Origin of the sequence: Streptomyces hilarionis (assembly GCF_024539675.1) — a bacterium.
In the GTDB taxonomy this organism is placed as follows: domain Bacteria; phylum Actinomycetota; class Actinomycetes; order Streptomycetales; family Streptomycetaceae; genus Streptomyces; species Streptomyces hilarionis.
In genome coordinates this window covers 1-22,351 of the sequence record NZ_JAHHIT010000067.1, presented here as the reverse complement: position 1 = coordinate 22,351, position 22,351 = coordinate 1, and the positions used below count along the sequence as shown (strand labels likewise).

At 70.8% G+C, this 22,351-nt stretch carries 20 protein-coding genes; 18 read left to right on the top strand and 2 right to left on the bottom strand.

What is annotated here, in order from left to right:
• Window positions 1–2 precede the first annotated feature (2 nt).
• The 3 genes from secF to KMS84_RS17635 all read left to right on the top strand — a co-directional run bounded on the left by secF (window position 3) and on the right by KMS84_RS17635 (window position 4,360).
• On the top strand, window positions 3–1,115 hold the full coding sequence (secF, locus tag KMS84_RS17645) for a protein translocase subunit SecF (RefSeq protein ID WP_256917194.1): 1,113 nt from the start codon (window positions 3–5) through the stop codon (window positions 1,113–1,115).
• Complete coding sequence (locus tag KMS84_RS17640) at window positions 1,112–1,660, top strand: adenine phosphoribosyltransferase (RefSeq protein ID WP_256917193.1); 549 nt, start codon at window positions 1,112–1,114, stop codon at window positions 1,658–1,660. Before secF ends, KMS84_RS17640 begins: the two co-directional genes overlap by 4 nt.
• A gap of 171 nt (window positions 1,661–1,831) precedes the next feature.
• Entirely contained in the window at window positions 1,832–4,360 is a 2,529-nt protein-coding gene (locus KMS84_RS17635; RefSeq protein ID WP_256917192.1) for a RelA/SpoT family protein, read from the top strand.
• A gap of 67 nt (window positions 4,361–4,427) precedes the next feature.
• Here the strand turns inward: KMS84_RS17635 and KMS84_RS17630 are convergent, their stop codons facing one another.
• Together KMS84_RS17630 and KMS84_RS17625 are read right to left on the bottom strand one after the other, a co-directional pair.
• Entirely contained in the window at window positions 4,428–5,657 is a 1,230-nt protein-coding gene (locus KMS84_RS17630; protein WP_256917191.1) for a DUF349 domain-containing protein, read from the bottom strand.
• A gap of 167 nt (window positions 5,658–5,824) precedes the next feature.
• Window positions 5,825–6,646, bottom strand: coding sequence for a peptidylprolyl isomerase (locus KMS84_RS17625; protein ID WP_256917190.1), 822 nt, complete (start codon window positions 6,644–6,646; stop codon window positions 5,825–5,827).
• A gap of 179 nt (window positions 6,647–6,825) precedes the next feature.
• On the opposite strand from KMS84_RS17625, the gene KMS84_RS17620 reads away from it, so the two are divergent.
• The 15 genes from KMS84_RS17620 to KMS84_RS17550 form a co-directional block, all read left to right on the top strand.
• On the top strand, window positions 6,826–7,542 hold the full coding sequence (locus KMS84_RS17620) for an MBL fold metallo-hydrolase (RefSeq protein ID WP_256917189.1): 717 nt from the start codon (window positions 6,826–6,828) through the stop codon (window positions 7,540–7,542).
• Window positions 7,543–7,555: 13 nt separating this feature from the next.
• On the top strand, window positions 7,556–8,818 hold the full coding sequence (hisS, locus tag KMS84_RS17615; RefSeq protein WP_256917188.1) for a histidine--tRNA ligase: 1,263 nt from the start codon (window positions 7,556–7,558) through the stop codon (window positions 8,816–8,818).
• Between the two features lie 230 nt (window positions 8,819–9,048).
• Window positions 9,049–9,708, top strand: a complete 660-nt coding sequence (locus tag KMS84_RS17610) for a vitamin K epoxide reductase family protein (protein WP_256917187.1) — start codon at window positions 9,049–9,051, stop codon at window positions 9,706–9,708.
• Window positions 9,709–9,837: 129 nt separating this feature from the next.
• On the top strand, window positions 9,838–11,193 hold the full coding sequence (locus KMS84_RS17605) for a replication-associated recombination protein A (protein ID WP_256917186.1): 1,356 nt from the start codon (window positions 9,838–9,840) through the stop codon (window positions 11,191–11,193).
• A gap of 299 nt (window positions 11,194–11,492) precedes the next feature.
• The gene (gene rpsD / locus KMS84_RS17600; RefSeq protein ID WP_069771900.1) at window positions 11,493–12,107 is read left to right on the top strand and encodes a 30S ribosomal protein S4; all 615 of its coding nucleotides are present in this window, start codon (window positions 11,493–11,495) and stop codon (window positions 12,105–12,107) included.
• Window positions 12,108–12,304: 197 nt separating this feature from the next.
• Window positions 12,305–12,745: a DUF948 domain-containing protein gene (locus KMS84_RS17595; RefSeq protein WP_256917185.1), complete on the top strand. Its 441-nt coding sequence runs from the start codon at window positions 12,305–12,307 to the stop codon at window positions 12,743–12,745.
• A 9-nt stretch (window positions 12,746–12,754) separates the two neighbouring features.
• Window positions 12,755–13,126 (top strand): hypothetical protein, encoded by a 372-nt coding sequence (locus tag KMS84_RS17590; protein ID WP_256917184.1) that lies wholly within the window; start codon window positions 12,755–12,757, stop codon window positions 13,124–13,126.
• Window positions 13,126–15,798 (top strand): alanine--tRNA ligase, encoded by a 2,673-nt coding sequence (gene alaS, locus KMS84_RS17585; RefSeq protein ID WP_256917183.1) that lies wholly within the window; start codon window positions 13,126–13,128, stop codon window positions 15,796–15,798. Before KMS84_RS17590 ends, alaS begins: the two co-directional genes overlap by 1 nt.
• 8 nt (window positions 15,799–15,806) lie before the next feature.
• Window positions 15,807–16,271, top strand: a complete 465-nt coding sequence (ruvX, locus tag KMS84_RS17580; protein WP_256917223.1) for a Holliday junction resolvase RuvX — start codon at window positions 15,807–15,809, stop codon at window positions 16,269–16,271.
• Between the two features lie 123 nt (window positions 16,272–16,394).
• The gene (mltG, locus tag KMS84_RS17575) at window positions 16,395–18,215 is read left to right on the top strand and encodes an endolytic transglycosylase MltG (RefSeq protein WP_256917182.1); all 1,821 of its coding nucleotides are present in this window, start codon (window positions 16,395–16,397) and stop codon (window positions 18,213–18,215) included.
• On the top strand, window positions 18,196–19,053 hold the full coding sequence (locus KMS84_RS17570; protein WP_256917181.1) for a shikimate dehydrogenase: 858 nt from the start codon (window positions 18,196–18,198) through the stop codon (window positions 19,051–19,053). Before mltG ends, KMS84_RS17570 begins: the two co-directional genes overlap by 20 nt.
• Window positions 19,054–19,225: 172 nt before the next feature.
• On the top strand, window positions 19,226–20,410 hold the full coding sequence (gene aroC, locus KMS84_RS17565; protein WP_069771906.1) for a chorismate synthase: 1,185 nt from the start codon (window positions 19,226–19,228) through the stop codon (window positions 20,408–20,410).
• Complete coding sequence (locus KMS84_RS17560) at window positions 20,407–20,922, top strand: shikimate kinase (protein WP_256917180.1); 516 nt, start codon at window positions 20,407–20,409, stop codon at window positions 20,920–20,922. Before aroC ends, KMS84_RS17560 begins: the two co-directional genes overlap by 4 nt.
• Window positions 20,919–22,013 (top strand): 3-dehydroquinate synthase, encoded by a 1,095-nt coding sequence (aroB, locus tag KMS84_RS17555; protein ID WP_256917179.1) that lies wholly within the window; start codon window positions 20,919–20,921, stop codon window positions 22,011–22,013. Before KMS84_RS17560 ends, aroB begins: the two co-directional genes overlap by 4 nt.
• A 241-nt stretch (window positions 22,014–22,254) precedes the next feature.
• Window positions 22,255–22,351, top strand: a 97-nt coding sequence (locus KMS84_RS17550) for a Pro-rich N-terminal domain-containing protein (protein WP_256917222.1), incomplete at its 3' end; no start/stop codon positions are given.

Below are 22,351 nucleotides of genomic sequence, written 5' to 3'. Positions count from 1 at the left end.
CGATGTCGAAACTCGGCAATCTCGGCGCCCGACTGCACCGTGGCGAGGTCAGCTATGACTTCATCGGCCACCGCAAGCTCTGGTACGGCATCTCCATCCTGATCACCATCACGGCCATCCTCGGCCTGGCGGTGCGCGGCCTGAACATGGGCATCGACTTCCAGGGCGGCGCCGTCTTCACCACGGAGAAGACCAGCGTCTCCGTCTCCCAGGCCGAGGAGTACGCCAAGGACGCCTCCGGCCACGACGCGGTCGTGCAGAAGCTGGGCAACGGCACGCTGCGCATCCAGATCGCCGGCATGGACATCCAGGAGTCCAACAAGATCAAGAACGACCTGGCCCAGGACCTCAAGACCGACCCGGAGACGATCACCGCCGAACTGGTCGGTCCGAGCTGGGGCGACCAGATCGCCAACAAGGCCTGGCAGGGCCTGGCGATCTTCATGGTCCTGGTCGTGATCTACCTGGCGATCGCCTTCGAGTGGCGGATGGCCATCGCGGCCCTCGTCGCCCTGATCCACGACATCACCATCACCGTCGGCATCTACGCCCTCGTCGGCTTCGAGGTCACGCCCGGCACGGTGATCGGTCTGCTGACGATCCTCGGTTACTCGCTGTACGACACGGTGGTCGTCTTCGACTCCCTCAAGGAGCAGACGAAGGACCTCACCAAGCAGACCCGCTTCACCTACAGCGAGATCGCCAACCGGTCGATCAACGGCACCCTGGTCCGTTCGATCAACACCACGGTCGTCGCGCTGCTGCCGGTGGCGGGCCTGCTGTTCATCGGCGGCGGCTTCCTCGGCGCGGGCACGCTCAACGACATCTCGCTGTCGCTGTTCGTCGGCCTCGCCGCCGGCGCCTACTCCTCGATCTTCATCGCCACGCCGCTCGTCGCCGACCTCAAGGAGCGCGAGCCGCAGATCAAGGCGCTGAGGAAGCGGGTGCTGGCCAAGCGCGCCCAGGCCGGCAACGAGCCGCAGCCGGCCGGTGCGCCCGACGCCGACGCCTACGACGACGATCCGGACGACGCCGCCCCGGCGGTCGTCGGACCGCGCAACCAGACCTCCTCCCGTGGCCGCGGCCGCGGCCGTCCGTCGGGGAAGCGCCGGTGACCGAGACCACCGACCTCCAGACGCTGCTGCTCAGCCGCATCCGCGACGTGGCCGACTACCCGGAGCCGGGCGTGATGTTCAAGGACATCACCCCGCTCCTGGCGGACCCGGCGGCGTTCACCGTGCTCACCGACGCCTTCGCGGCGACGGCCGTCCGCACCGGCGCGACCAAGGTCGTCGGCCTGGAGGCCAGGGGCTTCATCCTGGGCGCCCCGGTCGCCGTCCGCGCCGGCCTCGGCTTCATCCCCGTGCGCAAGGCGGGCAAGCTCCCCGGAGCGACCCTCGCCCAGGCCTACGACCTGGAGTACGGCTCGGCCGAGATCGAGGTGCACGCGGAGGACCTGAGCGCGGGCGACCGGGTCCTCATCGTCGACGACGTCCTGGCGACCGGCGGCACCGCCGAGGCGGCGATCCAGCTCATCCACCGGGCGGGCGCCGAGGTCGCGGGCGTCGCCGTCCTCATGGAGCTGGGCTTCCTGCCGGGCCGGCCCCGGCTGGAGGCAGCCCTCGGCGGAGCTCCCCTGGAGTCACTGCTGACCATCTGACCACGGCCGTACGCGAGCGGGCGGGCGCCGGAGGAATTCCGGCGCCCGCCTCGTGCGTTCCTCCCGTGAACGGGCCTCTCATCGGCCTGAAGGCGATCCCCCGGCCCGGGATCGCTACGATGGGTGCTCCGGAGCCTGACCGGGGACCCGGATCGCGCACGAGGAGTCCTCTTGCCAGACGAGGCCCAGCACCTGACCGCCGCCAAGCCCGAGTCCGCCTCGGGCCCCGCGGCCGCGCCCGCGTCGCACCCGCACGACGACAGCAGCGGGCCGGTCGAGCACGACCGTTCCGCGCCCGTCGACAAGCCGGACGAGCAGCCGCGCCCCAAGCCCGCCCCGCCCGAGGCCTCCTCGGCCGCGCCGGCTCCCCGTCCGGCCGCCGCCGCGCAGCCGCCCGCCCGCTCCGGCTCCTCCAACCGCGTCCGCGCCCGTCTGGCCCGGCTCGGCGTCCAGCGCCAGAACCCCTACAACCCGGTCCTGGAGCCCCTGCTGCGGATAGTGCGCAGCAACGACCCCAAGATCGAGACGGCGACGCTGCGCCAGATCGAGAAGTCCTACCAGGTCGCCGAGCGCTGGCACCGCGGCCAGAAGCGCAAGAGCGGCGACCCCTACATCACGCACCCGCTCGCGGTGACGACGATCCTCGCCGAGCTGGGCATGGACCCGGCGACGCTCATGGCCGGCCTGCTGCACGACACCGTCGAGGACACCGAGTACGGCCTGGAGGACCTGCGCCGCGACTTCGGCGACCAGGTGGCCCTGCTGGTCGACGGCGTCACCAAGCTCGACAAGGTCAAGTTCGGCGAGGCCGCGCAGGCCGAGACCGTGCGCAAGATGGTCGTCGCCATGGCCAAGGACCCGCGCGTCCTGGTCATCAAGCTCGCCGACCGGCTGCACAACATGCGCACCATGCGCTACCTCAAGCGCGAGAAGCAGGAGAAGAAGGCGCGCGAGACGCTGGAGATCTACGCGCCGCTCGCCCACCGCCTCGGCATGAACACCATCAAGTGGGAGCTGGAGGACCTCGCCTTCGCGATCCTCTACCCCAAGATGTACGACGAGATCGTACGGCTGGTGGCCGAGAGGGCGCCGAAGCGTGACGAGTACCTGGCCATAGTGACCGACGAGGTCCAGGCCGACCTGCGCGCCGCCCGCATCAAGGCGACCGTCACCGGCCGCCCGAAGCACTACTACAGCGTCTACCAGAAGATGATCGTCCGCGGCCGTGACTTCGCGGAGATCTACGACCTGGTGGGCATCCGCGTCCTGGTGGACACCGTCCGCGACTGCTACGCGGCCCTCGGCACGGTGCACGCGCGATGGAACCCGGTCCCCGGCCGGTTCAAGGACTACATCGCGATGCCCAAGTTCAACATGTACCAGTCGCTGCACACGACGGTCATCGGCCCCAACGGAAAGCCCGTCGAACTCCAGATCCGCACGTTCGACATGCACCGCCGCGCCGAGTACGGCATCGCCGCCCACTGGAAGTACAAGCAGGAGGCCGTGGCCGGTGCCTCCAAGGTGCGCTCCGACCAGCCGAGGACCACCGGCAAGGACGACCACCTCAACGACATGGCGTGGCTGCGCCAGCTCCTCGACTGGCAGAAGGAGACCGAGGACCCCGGCGAGTTCCTGGAGTCCCTGCGCTTCGACCTGTCGCGCAACGAGGTCTTCGTCTTCACCCCCAAGGGTGACGTCATCGCGCTGCCGGCCGGCGCCACACCGGTGGACTTCTCCTACGCGGTCCACACCGAGGTCGGCCACCGCACGATAGGAGCCCGGGTCAACGGGCGTCTGGTGCCGCTGGAGTCGACCCTCGACAACGGCGACCTGGTGGAGGTCTTCACCTCCAAGGCGGCCGGGGCCGGGCCCTCACGGGACTGGCTGAACTTCGTCAAGTCGCCGCGGGCCCGCAACAAGATCCGGGCGTGGTTCTCCAAGGAGCGCCGCGACGAGGCGATCGAGCAGGGCAAGGACGCCATCGCGCGCGCCATGCGCAAGCAGAACCTGCCCATCCAGCGCATCCTCACCGGCGACTCCCTGGTCACCCTCGCCCACGAGATGCGCTACCCGGACATCTCCTCGCTGTACGCGGCGATCGGCGAGGGCCATGTGGCCGCGCAGAACGTCGTGCAGAAGCTGGTGCAGGCGCTCGGCGGCGAGGAGGCGGCCTCCGAGGAGATGGACGACGCGGTCCCGCCGTCCCGCGCCCGTAGCCGCAAGCGGCGCAGCAACCAGGACCCGGGCGTGGTCGTCAAGGGCGTCGACGACGTCTGGGTCAAGCTGGCCCGCTGCTGCACCCCCGTCCCTGGCGACCCGATCATCGGCTTCGTCACCCGCGGCAGCGGTGTGTCGGTCCACCGCAGCGACTGCGTCAACGTGGAGTCACTGTCCCGCGAGCCGGAGCGGATCCTCGACGTCGAGTGGGCGCCGACGCAGTCCTCGGTCTTCCTGGTCGCCATCCAGGTCGAGGCGCTGGACCGGTCCCGTCTCCTCTCGGACGTCACCCGGGTGCTCTCCGACCAGCACGTCAACATCCTCTCCGCGGCCGTCCAGACCTCCCGGGACCGGGTGGCCACCTCCCGCTTCACCTTCGAGATGGGCGACCCCAAGCACCTGGGACACGTCCTGAAGGCCGTACGCGGCGTCGAGGGCGTCTACGACGTGTACCGGGTGACATCGGCCCGCCGCCCGTAGCGCGGCACGCGAGAGGCCCCCGTACACGAGGTACGGGGGCCTCTTCGTCATACGGCCGGCCGGGAGGTCAGCCGCCGAACTCCTGCAGACCCTTCAACGCCTGGTCCAGCAGCGCCTGACGGCCTTCGAGCTCGCGCTCCAGCTTGTCGGCCCGCGCGGAGTTGCCCTGCGCGCGCGCCTGCTCGATCTGGCCCTTCAGCTTGTCCACGGCGCCCTGGAGCTGACCGGTCAGACCCGCGGCACGCGCGCGTGCCTCCGGGTTCGTCCGGCGCCACTCGGTCTCCTCGGACTCCTGGATCGCCCGCTCCACGGCGTGCATCCGGCCCTCGACCTTCGGCCGGGCGTCCCGCGGGACGTGGCCGATGGCCTCCCAGCGCTCGTTGATCGAGCGGAACGCGGCCCGCGCCGCCTTCAGGTCGCCGATCGGGAGCAGCTTCTCGGCCTCCTCGGCCAGCTCCTCCTTGAGCTTCAGGTTCTCCGTCTGCTCCGCGTCGCGCTCGGCGAACACCGAGCTGCGCGCGGCGAAGAAGACGTCCTGGGCGCCGCGGAAGCGGTTCCACAGGTCGTCCTCGTGCTCGCGCTGGGCACGGCCCGCCGCCTTCCACTCCGCCATCAGCTCGCGGTAGCGCGCCGCCGTCGGACCCCAGTCCGTCGAACCCGACAGCGCCTCGGCCTCGGAGACCAGCCGCTCCTTGATGCGCCTGGCCTCCTCGCGCTGCGCGTCCAGCTGCGCGAAGTGCGCCTTGCGGCGCTTGGAGAACGCCGAGCGCGCGTGCGAGAACCGGTGCCACAGCTCGTCGTCCGACTTGCGGTCCAGCCGGGGCAGACCCTTCCAGGTGTCCACCAGCGCCCGCAGCCGTTCACCGGCGGCCCGCCACTGGTCGGACTGCGCCAGCTGCTCCGCCTCGGCGACCAGGTCCTCCTTGGCCTTGCGGGCCTCGTCGGACTGCTTGGCCCGCTGCTGCTTGCGCTCCTCGCGTCGCGACTCGACGGTCGCCACCAGCTTGTCCAGCCGCTCCCGCAACGCCTGGAGATCGCCGACCGCGTGATGCGCGTCGACCTGCTCGCGGATGTGGTCGATCGCGACCTGGGCGTCCTTGGCCGACAGGTCGGTGGTCTGCACTCGCTTCTCGAGGAGGCCGATCTCGACAACCAGGCCCTCGTACTTGCGCTCGAAATAGGCCAGGGCTTCCTCGGGGGAGCCCGCCTGCCAGGAACCGACCACCTGCTCGCCGTCGGCCGTACGCACGTACACGGTGCCCGTCTCGTCGACGCGGCCCCACGGGTCGCTGCTCACAGCGCCTCCTCCACATGATGCCTCCGAGGGGCTTCGGCGCCCCTGGGCATCGTCCACAGTTTCGTCACGGCCAACATAGGCGACCGGCGGGCCGCCTGTCCGCATCCAGCGCGACCGAAATTGCGCAGTTGACCGCCCCTTGTCGTCGCCCCGTCGTCAGGTCGTCGTCAGGACTTCGCGACCGTCGCCTTGTTGATCACGACCGTCGCGTTCGGGGCGCCGTCGCCCGCTCCGGTGTTCTCGCCCGCGGCGGCGATCTTCTTCAGGACCTTCATGCCGTCGGCCGTCAGCGTCCCGAACGGCGTGTAGCTGGGCGGCAGCTGGCTGTCCTGGTAGACGAGGAAGAACTGGCTGCCACCGGTGTGCGCCTGGCCGGTGTTGGCCATCGCGACCGTGCCCGCCGGATAGACGTTCGACTTGAGACTGGCGTCCTTCAGGTTCTCGTCCGGAATGGTGTAACCGGGCCCGCCGCTGCCGCTGCCCGTCGGGTCGCCGCACTGCAACACGTAGATCCCGTTGGTGGTCAGCCGGTGGCACTTGGTGTGGTCGAAGAAGCCCTTGCCGGCGAGGAAGTCGAACGAGTTCACCGTGTGCGGCGCGGCCTTCGCCTTGAGCGCTATGCCGATGTCGCCGCAGGTCGTCGCGAGCGTCATCGTGTACTTCGCCGACGCGTCGATCGTGACGGCCGGCTCCTTCTTCCAGGTCAGCTTCTTGACCGCGCCGGCGGCCGGCTTCTCGCACGGGTCCTTCGCGGCGCTGGGCGCGGCCGACGGCGACGTCTGCGCACTGGCGTCCGACTTCTTGTCGTCGTCGTTCTTGAGGACACCCGTCGTGTACAGCGCCACGCTGCCGATGACGACGACGCCGAGCACCGACGCGATCACCGAGTTGCGCATACGCGCCTTGCGTCGGGCGTTCGTGCGCCGCTGCTGCTGCCGCAAGAACTTCTCCCGGGCGAGCTGACGCTTCCGCTGTTCCTGGGTGACCACCGGGTTCTCTCCTCGTGCGTCTCGTACGTCGACTGGGACGCGTGCGTCTTGTGAGCCGACCGCCTGCGTGTGCCCCGTACCGTATATGGGTTCGCTGAGGAATCGGCAGCGCCGGTAGGCTCTGACCACTGGCGCAGCCGCCAGAAGCCCACGCGTATCGACACAAACGAAGGACGATCGTGCTCATTGCCGGGTTCCCCGCCGGGGCCTGGGGGACGAACTGTTATCTCGTCGCCCCCGCCGCCGGTGAGGAGTGCGTGATCATCGACCCGGGCCACCAGGCTGCCCAGGGAGTCGAGGAAGCGGTGCGCAAGCACCGGCTCAAGCCCGTCGCCGTCGTCCTCACCCACGGCCACATCGACCATGTGGCCTCGGTCGTCCCGGTCTGCGGCGCACACGACGTGCCGGCCTGGATCCACCCCGAGGACCGGTACATGATGAGCGACCCGGAGAAGGCGCTGGGCCGGTCCATCGGGATGCCGCTCATGGGCGAGCTGACGGTGGGGGAGCCGGGCGACGTCCGCGAGCTGACCGACGGCACGAGCCTGGACCTGGCCGGTCTGGAGTTCTCCGTCGCGCACGCGCCGGGCCATACCAAGGGGTCGGTGACCTTCCGGATGCCGGAGACGGCCGACATCCCGTCGGTCTTCTTCTCCGGCGACCTGCTGTTCGCCGGCTCCATCGGACGCACCGACCTGCCCGGCGGCGACATGGCCGAGATGCTCGACTCGCTGGCCCGCGTGTGCCTGCCGCTCGAGGACTCGACCGTGGTGCTGTCCGGCCACGGCCCCCAGACGACCATCGGCCAGGAGCGCGCCGCCAACCCGTATCTGCGGCAGGTGGCGGCCGACGGCCAGGGAGCGGGTGCGCGCACCCCTCCCCGACGAGGAATGTGACGAGAGACCTTCCGTGAGCACCTTCCAGGCCCCCAAGGGCACGTACGACCTCATCCCGCCGGACAGCGCCACGTACCTCGCCGTCCGCGAGGCCATCGCCGCGCCGCTGCGCAATTCCGGCTACGGCTACATCGAGACGCCCGGCTTCGAGAACGTGGAGCTCTTCGCGCGCGGCGTCGGCGAGTCGACCGACATCGTGACGAAGGAGATGTACGCCTTCGAGACCAAGGGCGGCGACCGCCTCGCGCTGCGCCCCGAGGGCACGGCGTCCGTGCTGCGCGCCGCGCTCGAGGCCAACCTGCACAAGGCGGGCAACCTCCCGGTCAAACTCTGGTACTCCGGCTCGTACTACCGCTACGAGCGCCCCCAGAAGGGCCGCTACAGGCACTTCTCGCAGGTCGGCGCGGAGGCGATCGGCGCCGAGGACCCGGCGCTCGACGCCGAGCTGATCATCCTCGCCGACCAGGCGTACCGCTCGCTCGGGCTGCGGAACTTCCGCATCCTGCTCAACAGCCTGGGCGACAAGGAGTGCCGCCCGGTGTACCGGGAGGCGCTCCAGACCTTCCTGCGCGGCCTCGACCTCGACGAGGACACGCTGCGCCGCGCGGAGATCAACCCGCTGCGGGTCCTGGACGACAAGCGCGAGTCCGTGCAGAAGCAGCTCGGTGACGCGCCGCTGCTGCGCGACTACCTCTGCGACGCCTGCAAGGCGTACCACGAGGAGGTCCGCGAGCTGATCACGGCGGCCGGCGTCGCGTTCGAGGACGACCCGAAGCTGGTCCGCGGCCTCGACTACTACACCCGGACGACCTTCGAGTTCGTCCACGACGGCCTGGGCTCGCAGTCCGCGGTGGGCGGCGGCGGCCGCTACGACGGGCTCTCCGAGATGATCGGCGGCCCCGCGCTGCCGTCGGTGGGCTGGGCGCTGGGCGTCGACCGCACGGTGCTGGCGCTGGAGGCGGAGGGCGTGCGGCTGGAACTGCCCGCCACCACCTCCGTCTTCGCCGTGCCGCTCGGCGAGGAGGCCCGCCGGGTGCTCTTCGCCAAGGTCACCGAGCTGCGCAGGCTCGGTGTCGCGGCCGACTTCTCCTACGGCGCCAAGGGGCTCAAGGGCGCCATGAAGAACGCCAACCGCAGCGGCGCCCGCTACACGGTCGTCGCCGGCGAACGCGACCTCGCCGAGGGCGTCGTCCAGCTCAAGGACATGGAGTCCGGCGAGCAGCGGGCGATCGGCGTGAACGAGATCGTGGCCGAGCTGGAGTCGAGGCTGGGCTAGGGCCTGTCCGGGCCGGGCGGGCCGGGGCGGGGTGTGCGGGGTGCCGGGTCGTGCGATCCGGCACCCTTCGTTCGCGTGTGCTGCCCGGCCTCGTCCATCGGCCGAAACCGAACGCTGCGGACCTGCCGCGCGTACTTCCTTATGTCCGCCGAACGGTGGAGACGCACTCCGGTGCGGCACAATGTCCCGTGTCCGAAGATGGTCCAACTCTCAAGTGACGGATCGGCGTGATGAGCAAGACGACAGTCAAAGACGTCTCCACGGAATCCGAGCCCGGACGCGTCGCCGCGACGGGGCCGCGGACCGTGGGCGGCAGCCGTGCGTTCGCGATCCTGCTGCTGATCACCGGTGCGGCCGGCCTGCTCGCCGCCTGGGTCATCACGATCGACAAGATGAAGATCCTCGAGGCCAAGGCCGAGGGCAAGACCTTCACGCCCAGTTGCAGCATCAGCCCGATCATCAGCTGCGGCAGCGTCATGGAGAGCAAGCAGGCCTCCGTCTTCGGCTTCCCGAACCCGATGCTCGGCCTGGTCGCCTACGGCATCGTCATCTGCGTCGGCATGAGCCTGCTGGCCGGCGCCCGCTTCCCCCGCTGGTACTGGCTGACGTTCAACTTCGGCACGCTGTTCGGCGTGGGTTTCGTCACCTGGCTCCAGTACCAGTCGCTGTACAACATCAACGCCCTGTGCCTGTGGTGCTCGCTGGCCTGGGTCGCGACGATCACCATGTTCTGGTACGTCACCTCGTTCAACCTGCGCAACGACTTCCTGCCGGCGCCGGACGGGCTCAAGCGGTTCTTCGGCGAGTTCACCTGGGTCCTGCCCGCCACCCACGTCGGCATCATCGCCATGCTGGTGTTCACCCGCTGGGGCGCCGACCTCTGGGCGTGAGGCGCCGGGCCGCGGGCGCGTGCCCGCGGCCGGACCGGCTCGGCCCCCGCGCAGGGCGGCCGAGCCCCCGGCGGCAGCCGGACCCGACTCCGGACAGGAGTGTCGTACCCCTGACGTAGGCTCCGACGTGTGGAGCCCGACCTGTTCACCGCCGCAGCCGAAGACCGCCAGGAGAAGGACCCCGCCGGGAGCCCCCTGGCGGTCCGCATGCGCCCGCGCACCCTCGACGAGGTGGTGGGCCAGCAGCACCTGCTGAAACCGGGCTCGCCCCTGCGCCGCCTGGTCGGCGACGGCGCCAAGGGGCCGGCCGGCCCCTCCTCGGTCATCCTGTGGGGACCGCCCGGCACCGGCAAGACCACCCTGGCGTACGTCGTCTCCAAGGCCACCGACAAGCGGTTCGTGGAGCTGTCCGCCATCACCGCCGGCGTCAAGGAGGTCCGCGCGGTCATCGACGGCGCCCGCCGCGCCATCGGAGGCTTCGGCAAGGAGACCGTCCTCTTCCTCGACGAGATCCACCGCTTCAGCAAGGCCCAGCAGGACTCCCTCCTCCCGGCCGTCGAGAACCGCTGGGTGACGCTGATCGCGGCGACCACCGAGAACCCCTACTTCTCGGTCATCTCCCCGCTGCTGTCCCGCTCGCTGCTGCTGACCCTCGAACCCCTCACCGACGACGACCTGCGCGGCCTCGTGCGGCGCGCCCTGGCCGACGAACGCGGCCTCAAGGGCGCCGTCACCCTCCCCGAGGAGACCGAGGCCCACCTCCTGCGCATCGCCGGCGGCGACGCCCGCCGCGCCCTGACCGCCCTGGAGGCCGCCGCCGGCGCCGCCCTCGACCAGGACGAGACCCGGATCAGCCTTGAGACGCTGGAACAGACCGTCGACCGGGCGGCCGTGAAGTACGACCGCGACGGCGACCAGCACTACGACGTCGCCAGCGCCCTGATCAAGTCCATCAGGGGGTCGGACGTCGACGCCGCCCTGCACTATCTGGCCCGCATGATCGAGGCCGGCGAGGACCCGCGCTTCATCGCCCGCCGGCTGATGATCTCCGCCAGCGAGGACATCGGCCTCGCCGACCCGAACGCCCTGCCCCTCGCGGTCGCCGCCGCCCAGGCCGTCGCGATGATCGGTTTCCCGGAGGCCGCCCTCACGCTCAGCCACGCCACCATCGCCCTCGCCCTGGCCCCCAAGTCGAACGCCGCGACGACGGCGATCGGCGCCGCCCTGGAGGACGTCCGCAAGGGCCTGGCCGGTCCGGTCCCGCCGCACCTGAGGGACGGGCACTACAAGGGCGCCGCCAAACTGGGCCACGCCCAGGGGTACGTGTACCCGCACGACCTGCCGGAGGGCATCGCCGCCCAGCAGTACGCGCCGGACGCGGTCCACGACCGGGAGTACTACACCCCCACCCGGCACGGAGCCGAGGCCCGCTACGCGGACGCCGTCGAATGGACCCGGCAGCGCCTCGGTCGCAAGGGGTCCTGAGCACCCTGTAGACTCGCCCGAAGCGCTGCGTCCCGTGCAGTCAGAACGGGACAGTCAGCCGGAGCACGGTTCTTCGGACCGGCTCCAAGGAGCGTCGCGCACCGTCGAAGGTGTCGCGGGCAGCCCACCACCGCCCGGTTACCCGGGGACGGCCGGTGGGCCACTCGCGTGCTGCACGTATGTGCCCAGACCAGGGGAGCGGCTGCCCGACAGGTCCCGTGCGGACCCGACGGGTTTCCCCGGCTGCGGATTGCGACCTCCCTCCACCCTGACAAGCCGAAACCAGGAAATGAGAGACAGTGGCGAACCAGTCCCGCCCCAAGGTCAAGAAGTCGCGTGCCCTCGGCATCGCGCTCACCCCGAAGGCCGTCAAGTACTTCGAGGCCCGTCCCTACCCGCCGGGCGAGCACGGCCGTGGCCGCAAGCAGAACTCGGACTACAAGGTCCGTCTGCTCGAGAAGCAGCGTCTGCGCGCGCAGTACGACGTGTCCGAGCGTCAGCTCGTCCGCGCCTACGAGCGTGCCTCCAAGGTCCAGGGCAAGACCGGTGAGGCCCTGATCATCGAGCTCGAGCGCCGCCTCGACGCGCTGGTCCTGCGTTCGGGCATCGCCCGCACGATCTACCAGGCCCGCCAGATGGTCGTCCACGGCCACATCGAGGTCAACGGCCAGAAGGTCGACAAGCCCTCCTTCCGCGTCCGTCCCGACGACGTCGTGATGGTCCGCGAGCGCAGCCGCGGCAAGACGCTGTTCGAGGTCGCCCGCGCCGGTGGCTTCGCCCCCGACGGCGAGACCCCGCGCTACCTCCAGGTGAACCTCGGCGCCCTGGCCTTCCGCCTGGACCGCGAGCCGAACCGCAAGGAGATCCCCGTGATCTGCGACGAGCAGCTCGTCGTCGAGTACTACGCCCGCTGATCCCCTCCCGGATCGGCCCGCGGCCGTCGTAGGACTTCCGCGCCCCGGCCCGTCGTCCCCCCGCCCTTCCCGGCGGGCGGGGCGGCGGGCCTTCGCGCACCCCTAATGCGGTACGGACCGGCCGCGTCGGCGCGATAGGCTCGCCTCCAGAGGAGCTGTAGAGACAGCTGTCCGTCAGCACAGGGAGCGGGTGCGCAGTGTCCGGTGGAGAGGTGGCCGGCATCCTGGTGGCCGTGTTCTGGGCGATCCTGGTCTCCTTCCTCGCCGTCGCGCTGGCGAGGCTGGCCCAGACGCTCAGCGCGACGACCAGACTCGTCGCGGACGTGACCGAACAGGCCGTCCCGCTGCTCGCCGACGCCTCCGCGGCGGTGCGCTCCGCGCAGACCCAGATCGACCGGGTCGACGCGATCGCCACCGACGTCCAGGAAGTCACGTCGAACGCCTCGGCGCTGTCCACCACGGTCGCCTCCACGTTCGGCGGCCCCCTGGTGAAGGTCGCCGCCTTCGGCTACGGCGTCCGGCGCGCCCTCGGCGGCCGCAAGGACGGCATGCCCGCCGGGGACCCCCGGCGTACCGTGATCGTGGGCCGCACGGTCTCCCGGCGGGAGAAGCGCAAGCCCCGTGGAAAGAGGGACTGAGAGCCAGCGATGTTCCGCCGCACCTTCTGGTTCAGCACGGGCGTCGCCGCCGGTGTCTGGGCCACCACCAAGGTCAACCGCAAGCTGAGGCAGCTGACCCCCGAGAGCCTGGCCGCCGCCGCGGCCAACAAGGCGCTCGAGACGGGAGCCCGCCTCAAGGACCGGGCGGTCGGCTTCGCGCTCGACGTCCGCGACAACATGGCCCAGCGCGAGGCCGAACTGGGGGAGGCGCTCGGGATCCACGAGGACCCCGCGCTCCCCGCACCCCGGCGGTACCCCGCCATCGAGGGCGACCGCAGCCCGTCCAGGCGCTCCGTGCGCCACGACGACACGACGTACCCGCAGCAGAAGAACCCGTACAACCGGAATGAGGACCACTGATGGAGTCGGCCGAGATTCGCCGCCGCTGGCTGAGCTTCTACGAGGAGCGCGGGCACACCGTCGTCCCTTCGGCGTCGCTCATCGCGGACGACCCGACTCTGCTCCTCGTCCCCGCCGGCATGGTCCCCTTCAAGCCGTACTTCCTCGGTGAGGTCAAGCCGCCGTGGGCGCGCGCCACCAGCGTGCAGAAGTGCGTGCGCACGCCCGACATCGAAGAGGTCGGCAAGACCACCCGCCACGGCACGTTCTTCCAGATGTGCGGCAACTTCTCCTTCGGCGACTACTTCAAGGAAGGCGCGATCCAGTACGCCTGGGAGCTGCTCACCAGCCCCCAGGACAAGGGCGGTTACGGCCTGGAGCCGGAGAAGCTCTGGATCACCGTCTACCAGGACGACGACGAGGCCGAGCGCATCTGGCACGAGGTCGTCGGCGTGCCCAAGGAGCGCATCCAGCGCCTCGGCATGAAGGACAACTACTGGTCCATGGGCGTCCCCGGCCCCTGCGGACCGTGTTCCGAGATCAACTACGACCGCGGCCCCGAGTTCGGCGTCGAGGGCGGCCCCGCCGTCAACGACGAGCGGTACGTGGAGATCTGGAACCTCGTCTTCATGCAGTACGAGCGCGGCGAGGGCATCGGCAAGGACAACTTCGAGATCCTCGGCGAACTGCCGAGCAAGAACATCGACACGGGCCTCGGCCTGGAGCGCCTCGCCATGATTCTGCAGGGCGTGCAGAACATGTACGAGATCGACACCTCCATGGCCGTCATCAAGAAGGCCACCGAGCTGACCGGCGTCGAGTACGGCCGGGCCCACGACTCGGACGTCTCCCTGCGCGTGGTCACCGACCACATGCGCACGTCCGTGATGCTCATCGGCGACGGCGTCACCCCCGGCAACGAGGGCCGCGGCTACGTCCTGCGCCGCATCATGCGCCGAGCCATCCGCAACATGCGCCTCCTCGGCGCCACCGGTCCGGTCGTCAAGGACCTGATCGACACGGTCATCGGGATGATGGGCCAGCAGTACCCGGAGCTCGTCACCGACCGGCAGCGCATCGAGACGGTGGCGCTGGCCGAGGAGGCCGCCTTCCTCAAGACGCTGAAGGCCGGCACGAACATCCTCGACACGGCCATCACCGAGACGAAGCAGACCGGCGGCGCCGTCCTCGCCGGCGACAAGGCCTTCCTGCTGCACGACACCTGGGGCTTCCCGATCGACCTCACCCTGGAGATGGCCGCCGAACAGGGCCTCTCCGTGGACGAGGACGGCTTCCGCCGCCTGATGAAGGAGCAGCGGGACAAGGCCAAGGCCGACGCCCGGGCCAAGAAGACCGGCCACGCCGGGGCGGGCGCCTACCGCGAGATCGCCGACCAGGCCGGGGCGACCGAGTTCATCGGCTACTCCGACACCGAGGGCGAGTCGACGATCGTCGGCATCCTCGTCGACGGCGCCTCCTCGCCCGCCGCCTCCGAGGGCGACGAGGTCGAGATCGTCCTGGACCGCACCCCGTTCTACGCCGAGGGCGGCGGCCAGATCGGCGACACCGGCCGCATCCGGGTGGACACCGGCGCGATCGTCGAGATCCGCGACACCCAGAAGCCGGTCCCCGGCGTGTACGTGCACAAGGGCGTCGTCCAGGTCGGCGAGGTCACGGTCGGAGCCAAGGCCCACGCCTCGATCGACCGGCGCCGCCGTACGGCCATCGCCCGCGCCCACTCCGCCACCCACCTCACCCACCAGGCGCTGCGCGACGCCCTCGGTCCGTCGGCCGCCCAGGCCGGTTCCGAGAACCAGCCCGGCCGCTTCCGCTTCGACTTCGGCTCCCCGGCCGCCGTTCCCACGGCCGTGATGACCGACGTCGAGCAGAAGATCAACGAGGTGCTCGCCCGCGAACTCGACGTCCAGGCCGAGGTCATGGGCATCGACGAGGCCAAGAAGCAGGGTGCCATCGCCGAGTTCGGCGAGAAGTACGGCGAACGCGTGCGCGTCGTCACCATCGGCGACTTCTCCAAGGAGCTGTGCGGCGGCACGCATGTGCACAACACCGCCCAGCTGGGCCTGGTGAAGCTGCTCGGCGAGTCCTCCATCGGCTCGGGCGTCCGCCGCATCGAGGCCCTCGTCGGCGTCGACGCCTACAACTTCCTGGCCCGTGAGCACACGGTCGTCGCCCAGCTCCAGGAGCTGATCAAGGGGCGTCCGGAGGAGCTCCCGGAGAAGGTCTCCGCCATGCTCGGCAAGCTGAAGGACGCCGAGAAGGAGATCGAGAAGTTCCGCGCGGAGAAGGTCCTCCAGGCCGCCGCCGGTCTGGTGGAGTCCGCCAAGGACGTCCGCGGCGTCGCCGTCGTCACCGGCCAGGTCCCGGACGGCACCACGCCGGACGACCTGCGCCGACTGGTGCTCGACGTGCGCGGTCGCATCCAGGGCGGACGGGCCGCTGTCGTCGCCCTGTTCACGGTGAACAACGGCAAGCCGCTGACGGTCATCGCCACCAACGAGGCCGCCCGCGAGCGCGGCCTCAAGGCGGGCGACCTGGTCCGCACGGCCGCCAAGACGCTCGGCGGCGGCGGTGGCGGCAAGCCGGACGTCGCCCAGGGCGGCGGCCAGAACGCGGCCGCCGTCGGCGACGCCGTCGACGCCGTCGAGCGGCTCGTGGCGGAAACGGCCAAGTGAGCGAGCCGATGCGCAGGGGCCGTCGACTCGCGATCGACGTCGGGGACGCCCGGATCGGGGTCGCCTCGTGCGACCCCGACGGGATCCTCGCCACTCCGGTGGAGACGGTCCCCGGACGGGACCTCCCGGCGGCCCACCGCCGGCTGAAGCAGCTGGTCGAGGAGTACGAGCCGATCGAGGTCGTCGTCGGCCTCCCTCGCTCCCTCAAGGGGGGCGAGGGGCCCGCCGCGGTGAAGGTGCGCGGATTCGCCCAGGAGCTGGCGAACGGAATCGCTCCCGTATCCGTACGTCTGGTGGACGAGAGGATGACGACCGTGACGGCTGCTCAGGGACTGCGCGCCTCGGGCGTGAAGGCGAAGAAGGGCCGCTCGGTGATCGACCAGGCAGCGGCTGTGATCATCCTTCAGCAGGCGCTGGAATCCGAACGAGTGTCAGGTGAAGCACCGGGCGAGGGCGTCGAAGTGGTCATCTGATCGCGATACGGTAACGTTCCGCGCGATGTGGTGGTGTTCGAACAGCCACCGCACAGAGAGAGGCGGCACGGTGACGGGCCCGCGACAGCCGAGTGATCGCCGCCTCGCGGCTCTAGGGGATCGATGACTGAGTATGGCCGGGGCCCAGGCTCCGAACCGTGGCATCCGGAGGACCCGTTGTACGGGGACGGCGGATGGGAAGGGCAGCAGGCACCCACGGGTCAGCAGCCTGCCTACGGCGGCCACCAGCAACACCACTACCCGCAGCAGCAGCACCCCCAGCAGCAGCACCCCCAGCAGCAGCACCCCCAGGAGCAGCACCCGCAGCAGCAGGAGTACGGAGACTGGAGTCAGGGGCAGGGGCAGCACTACGACGGGCAACAGGCTCCCTACGACCCCCAGTACCAGGGCTACGGGCAGCAGCAGTACCCCGACCAGGGCCAGCAGCAGTACGCCCACCAGAACCAGACGCAGGGTTACCACGAGGGATACCAGGAGGGCGGCTGGGACGGGACGGGCACGCACGCCCACGTCCCCTACGCGGCCGACCCCGGCGACCCCTACGGCCAGCAGGCCGCCGCCTACGGCGCACAGCAGCCGGACTTCTACGGCACCCAGGACGCGTATCCGCCGCCCGAGCCGCCCGCCCGGCGGCGTCCCGAGCCCGCGGCCGAACCGGAGCCCGAGGCGGCGCCGGAGTCCGGGGCCGAGCAGCACACCGACTGGGATCCGGGACCCGACCAGGGTGAGCACGCGTTCTTCGCGGGCGGCGACGCCGACGCCGACGACCCCGACGAGGAGCCGGACGGCGGGAAGCGCCGAAGCCGCGGCGGCAAGGGCGCGAAGGGCGTCAAGAACAAGAAGAAGAGCCGCAACGGCTGTGCCTGTCTCGTCGTCGTCCTGGTGTTCGCCGGCGGCCTCGGCGGCGTCGGTTACGTCGGGTACCACTACTACAAGAATCGTTACAGCGCGGCTCCGGACTTCGCGGGCGCGGGCACCGCCCAGACCGTGAGCGTGGAGGTTCCCAAGGGATCGGGCGGCGCGGACATCGGCCGTCTCCTGAAGGAGGCCGGCGTCGTCAAGAGCGTCGACGCCTTCGTGTCCGCGTGCACGAGCAACCCGGACGGCGGCAAGATCCAGGCGGGCGCGTACATCCTCAAGAAGCAGATGTCCGCGAAGAACGCCGTCGCGATGATGCTCGACCCCAAGAGCCAGGCCAACGTGCTGGTGACGCCGGGGCAGCGGAACGTGGCGGTCTACCGGAGCATCGACGCCAAACTCGGCCTCACCCCGGGCGCCACCAGGAAGGTCGCCGAGAGCAAGTACACGACGCTCGGACTGCCCAAGTGGGCCGACGACAACGAGGACATCAAGGACCCGCTGGAGGGCTTCCTCTTCCCGGGCACCTACGGCGCCGCCAAGGGCATGAAGCCGGAGACGGTCCTCAAGGCGATGGTCGACCACGCCAACGACGTGTACGGCACCTTCGACTTCGCGGCCAAGGCCAAGGCGCTCAAGCTGGAGAGCCCGTTGCAGGTCATCACGGTCGCCAGCCTGGTCCAGGCCGAGGGCAAGACGCACGACGACTACCGCAAGATGGCGGAAGTCGTCTACAACCGGCTCAAGCCCACCAACGACCAGACCAACCAGTTGCTCCAGTTCGACTCGACCTTCAACTACCTGAAGGGCGAGAGCAAGATCCACATCAGCGAGTCCGAGATCAACAAGAACAAGGACCCGTACAACACGTACACCAACAAGGGCCTGCCGCCCGGTCCCATCGGCAATCCCGGCGAGGACGCGCTGAGGGCCACGCTCAACCCGACCTCCGCCGGCTGGATCTACTTCGTGGCGACCGACGGCAAGAGCAACACCGAATTCGCCAAGACCTACGCCGAGTTCCAGCGACTCAAGGACAAGTTCGATGCCAGCTCGGGCAACTGACGCCCGCCGGGCCGCCGTGCTCGGCAGCCCCATCGCCCACTCCCTCTCCCCGGCGCTGCACCGCGCCGCGTACGAGGCGCTGGAACTCACCGGCTGGACCTACGACCGCTTCGACGTCGACGAGAAGGCCCTGCCCGCCTTCCTCGACGGGCTGGGCGCCGAGTGGACCGGGCTGTCGCTGACCATGCCGCTGAAGCGCGCGGTCATCCCGCTGCTCGACGAGATCAGCGAGACCGCGGCCTCCGTCGAGGCCGTCAACACCCTCGTGTTCGCCGAGGACGGCCGCCGGCTCGGCGACAACAGCGACATCCCCGGCATGGTCGCCGCCCTGCGCGAGCGCGGAATCGAACAGGTCGAGTCGGCCGCGATCCTCGGCGCCGGCGCCACCGCGTCCTCCGCGCTCGCCGCGCTCGCCCGGGTCTGCGCCGGCCGGATCGTCGTCTACGTCCGCAGCCAGGCCCGCGCCGCCGAGATGCGGCAGTGGGGCGAGCGCCTCGACGTCGACGTCCTGATCGCCGACTGGGCGGACGCCGCCGACGCGCTGCGCTTCCCGCTGGTCGTCGCGACCACCCCGGCCGGCGCCACCGACGCCCTGGCCGCCTCGGTGCCGGAGCGTCCCGCCACCCTCTTCGACGTGCTCTACGACCCCTGGCCGACCGAGCTGGCCGCACGCTGGTCCATGTACGGCGGCGCCGTGGTCAGCGGCCTCGACCTCCTGGTGCACCAGGCCGTGCTCCAGGTGGAGCAGATGACCGGCCGCGCCCCGGCTCCGGTGGAGGCCATGCGCCGGGCGGGCGAGCGGGCCCTCGCCTCCCGCCGGGCGCCGCACCGCTCGTGACCGCCCCGGGCGTCCCGCCGTCCGCTTGCTGGACCGGCGACCGGCGTCGGGGCCGGGACGTGGGAGGATCGGGGGTGGCGGGCCAGGGCCGCGCACCCGGTCACGCCGACGACGTACGCGAAGGACGCGCGTACGCAGAGCAGTACCAGGGCGCGAGCACTGAGGAGCATCGTTGAGCAGGCTGCGTTGGCTGACCGCGGGGGAATCCCACGGTCCCGCACTTGTCGCGACGCTGGAGGGCCTTCCCGCCGGCGTGCCGATCACCACCGAGATGGTCGCCGACCACCTCGCGCGGCGACGGCTCGGCTATGGGCGCGGTGCGCGGATGAAGTTCGAGCGCGACGAGATCACCTTCCTCGGCGGCGTCCGGCACGGTCTGACCATGGGTTCCCCGGTCGCCGTCATGGTGGGCAACACGGAGTGGCCCAAGTGGGAACAGGTCATGGCGGCCGACCCGGTCGACCCGGAGATCCTCGCGGGCCTCGCCCGCAACGCCCCGCTCACCCGGCCGCGCCCCGGCCACGCCGACCTCGCCGGCATGCAGAAGTACGGCTTCGACGAGGCCCGCCCGATCCTGGAGCGCGCCTCCGCGCGGGAGACCGCCGCCCGGGTCGCCCTCGGCGCGGTCGCCCGGTCGTACCTCAAGGAGACGGCCGGCATCGAGATCGTCTCCCATGTCGTGGAGCTGGCCGCCGCCAAGGCGCCGTACGGCGTCCTGCCGACCCCGGCCGACGTCGAGAAGCTGGACGCCGACCCGGTCCGCTGCCTGGACGCGGACGCGTCGAAGGCGATGGTCGCGGAGATCGACCAGGCCCACAAGGACGGCGACACCCTCGGCGGCGTCGTCGAGGTGCTGGCCTACGGCGTCCCGGTCGGACTCGGCTCGCACGTGCACTGGGACCGCCGGCTGGACGCCCGGCTGGCCGCCGCGCTGATGGGCATCCAGGCGATCAAGGGCGTGGAGGTCGGCGACGGCTTCGACCTCGCGCGCGTGCCGGGCTCGAAGGCGCACGACGAGATCCTCGCCACCGGCGACGGCATCAAGCGCGCCTCCGGCCGCTCCGGCGGCACCGAGGGCGGACTGACCACCGGCGAGCTGCTGCGCGTGCGCGCGGCGATGAAGCCGATCGCGACCGTGCCGCGGGCCCTGCAGACGGTCGACGTCGCCACGGGCGAGGCGACCCAGGCGCATCACCAGCGTTCCGACGTGTGCGCGGTCCCGGCCGCCGGCATCGTCGCCGAGGCGATGGTCGCGCTGGTGCTGGCGGACGCGGTGGCGGAGAAGTTCGGCGGCGACAGCGTCGTCGAGACCCGTCGCAACGTGCGCTCGTACCTCGACAACCTGCACATCCGATGAGCGGGCCACGCGTCGTCCTGGTGGGCCCCATGGGCGTCGGCAAGTCCACCGTCGGGCAGCTGCTCGCCGAGCGGCTCGGCGTCGCCTACCGCGACACCGACGACGACATCGTCGCCGAGGCGGGGCGCAGCATCGCGGAGGTCTTCGTCGACGAGGGCGAGGACGCCTTCCGTGCGATGGAGAAGCAGGCCGTGCGGCGCGCCCTCGCCGAGCACGACGGCGTCCTGGCGCTCGGCGGCGGCTCGATCCTGGACCCGGACACGCGCGACCTGCTGGCCGGTCAGCGCGTGCTCTACCTGGCGATGGACGTCGAGGAGGCGGTCAAGCGCACCGGCCTGAACGCGGCCCGCCCGTTGCTCGCCGTCAACCCGCGCAAGCAGTGGCGCGAGTTGATGGAGGCCCGGCGCCCTCTGTACGAGGGCGTCGCCACCGCGGTCGTGACCACGGACGGCCGTACGCCCGAAGAGGTCAGCCAAGCAGCCCTGGACGCACTGGAGTTGAAGGAAGCATGAGCAGCGAGTCCGTGACGCGGATCCGGATCGGCGGCAGCGCGGGGACGGACCCCTACGAGGTGCTGGTCGGCCGTCAGCTGCTGGGTGAGCTCGGCGGGCTGATCGGCGACCGCGTCAAGCGGGTCGCCGTGATCCACCCCGAGGCGCTCGCCGAGACCGGGGACGCGCTCCGCGCCGACCTGGCCGGGCAGGGCTTCGAGGCCGTCGCCATCCAGGTGCCCAACGCGGAGGAGGCCAAGACCGCCGAGGTCGCCGCGTACTGCTGGAAGGCGCTCGGGCAGTCCGGCTTCACCCGCACGGACGTCGTCGTGGGCGTCGGCGGCGGCGCGACCACGGACCTGGCCGGTTTCGTCGCCGCGACCTGGCTGCGCGGGGTGCGCTGGATCGCCGTCCCGACGACCGTGCTCGCCATGGTCGACGCGGCCGTCGGCGGCAAGACCGGCATCAACACCGCCGAGGGCAAGAACCTCGTCGGCTCCTTCCACCCGCCGGCCGGGGTGCTCTGCGACCTCGCCGCGCTGGACTCGCTGCCGGTCAACGACTACGTCTCGGGGCTCGCCGAGATCATCAAGGCCGGCTTCATCGCCGACCCGGTGATCCTGGACCTCATCGAGTCCGACCCGCAGGCCGCCCGCACCCCGCAGGGCCCGCACACCGCCGAGCTCATCGAGCGTTCCATCAGGGTCAAGGCCGACGTCGTGTCGTCCGACCTCAAGGAGTCCGGGCTGCGGGAGATCCTCAACTACGGCCACACCCTGGCGCACGCCATCGAGAAGAACGAGCGCTACAAGTGGCGGCACGGCGCGGCCGTCTCCGTCGGCATGCACTTCGCCGCCGAGCTGGGACGCCTCGCGGGCCGGCTGGACGACGCGACGGCCGACCGGCACCGCACGGTCCTGGAATCGGTGGGCCTCCCGCTGCACTACCGCTACGACCAGTGGCCCAAGCTGCTGGAGAACATGAAGGTCGACAAGAAGTCCCGCGGCGACCTGCTGCGCTTCATCGTCCTGGACGGCCTGGCCAAGCCGACCGTCCTCGAAGGGCCCGACCCGGCCGTTCTGCTCGCCGCGTACGGCGAGGTGGGCGAGTAGGACCGCCGCGGGGCGCACAGGGACCGCCGAAGCCGGGCGGACGCGTCCGCCCGGACCGCTTCCGCCCGATTCGCCGTCCGCACCGGGCACTTCGGACCGCCCCCGGCCGTTCACCGAACGACAGCCGGGGGCGATACCGTTCGCACGGGGGCACCTCCCACGCCCTTTAGGCTGTCCGGGAACGGGGGGCCGCGCCCCCACAACCAGCGCCCATCGCCTGTACGAGACGGAGTGGCACCGGATGCAGCACGCAGTGGGTTCTCCGCTGCCGCCGCCCCACCAGCCGGGGCACGGTCCGGCCGCCGGCTGGTCGCCGGCCGCACAACACCCGGGCCCGC

Coding starts and splice junctions, on each gene's coding strand:
- KMS84_RS17590 (WP_256917184.1), top strand. CDS start 12,755: ATGTTCCGCCGCACCTTCTGGTTCAGCACGGGCGTCGCCGCCGGTGTC.
- KMS84_RS17570 (WP_256917181.1), top strand. CDS start 18,196: ATGCCAGCTCGGGCAACTGACGCCCGCCGGGCCGCCGTGCTCGGCAGC.
- aroB (WP_256917179.1), top strand. CDS start 20,919: ATGAGCAGCGAGTCCGTGACGCGGATCCGGATCGGCGGCAGCGCGGGG.
- mltG (WP_256917182.1), top strand. CDS start 16,395: ATGACTGAGTATGGCCGGGGCCCAGGCTCCGAACCGTGGCATCCGGAG.
- secF (WP_256917194.1), top strand. CDS start 3: ATGTCGAAACTCGGCAATCTCGGCGCCCGACTGCACCGTGGCGAGGTC.
- alaS (WP_256917183.1), top strand. CDS start 13,126: ATGGAGTCGGCCGAGATTCGCCGCCGCTGGCTGAGCTTCTACGAGGAG.
- KMS84_RS17610 (WP_256917187.1), top strand. CDS start 9,049: ATGAGCAAGACGACAGTCAAAGACGTCTCCACGGAATCCGAGCCCGGA.
- ruvX (WP_256917223.1), top strand. CDS start 15,807: ATGCGCAGGGGCCGTCGACTCGCGATCGACGTCGGGGACGCCCGGATC.
- KMS84_RS17560 (WP_256917180.1), top strand. CDS start 20,407: ATGAGCGGGCCACGCGTCGTCCTGGTGGGCCCCATGGGCGTCGGCAAG.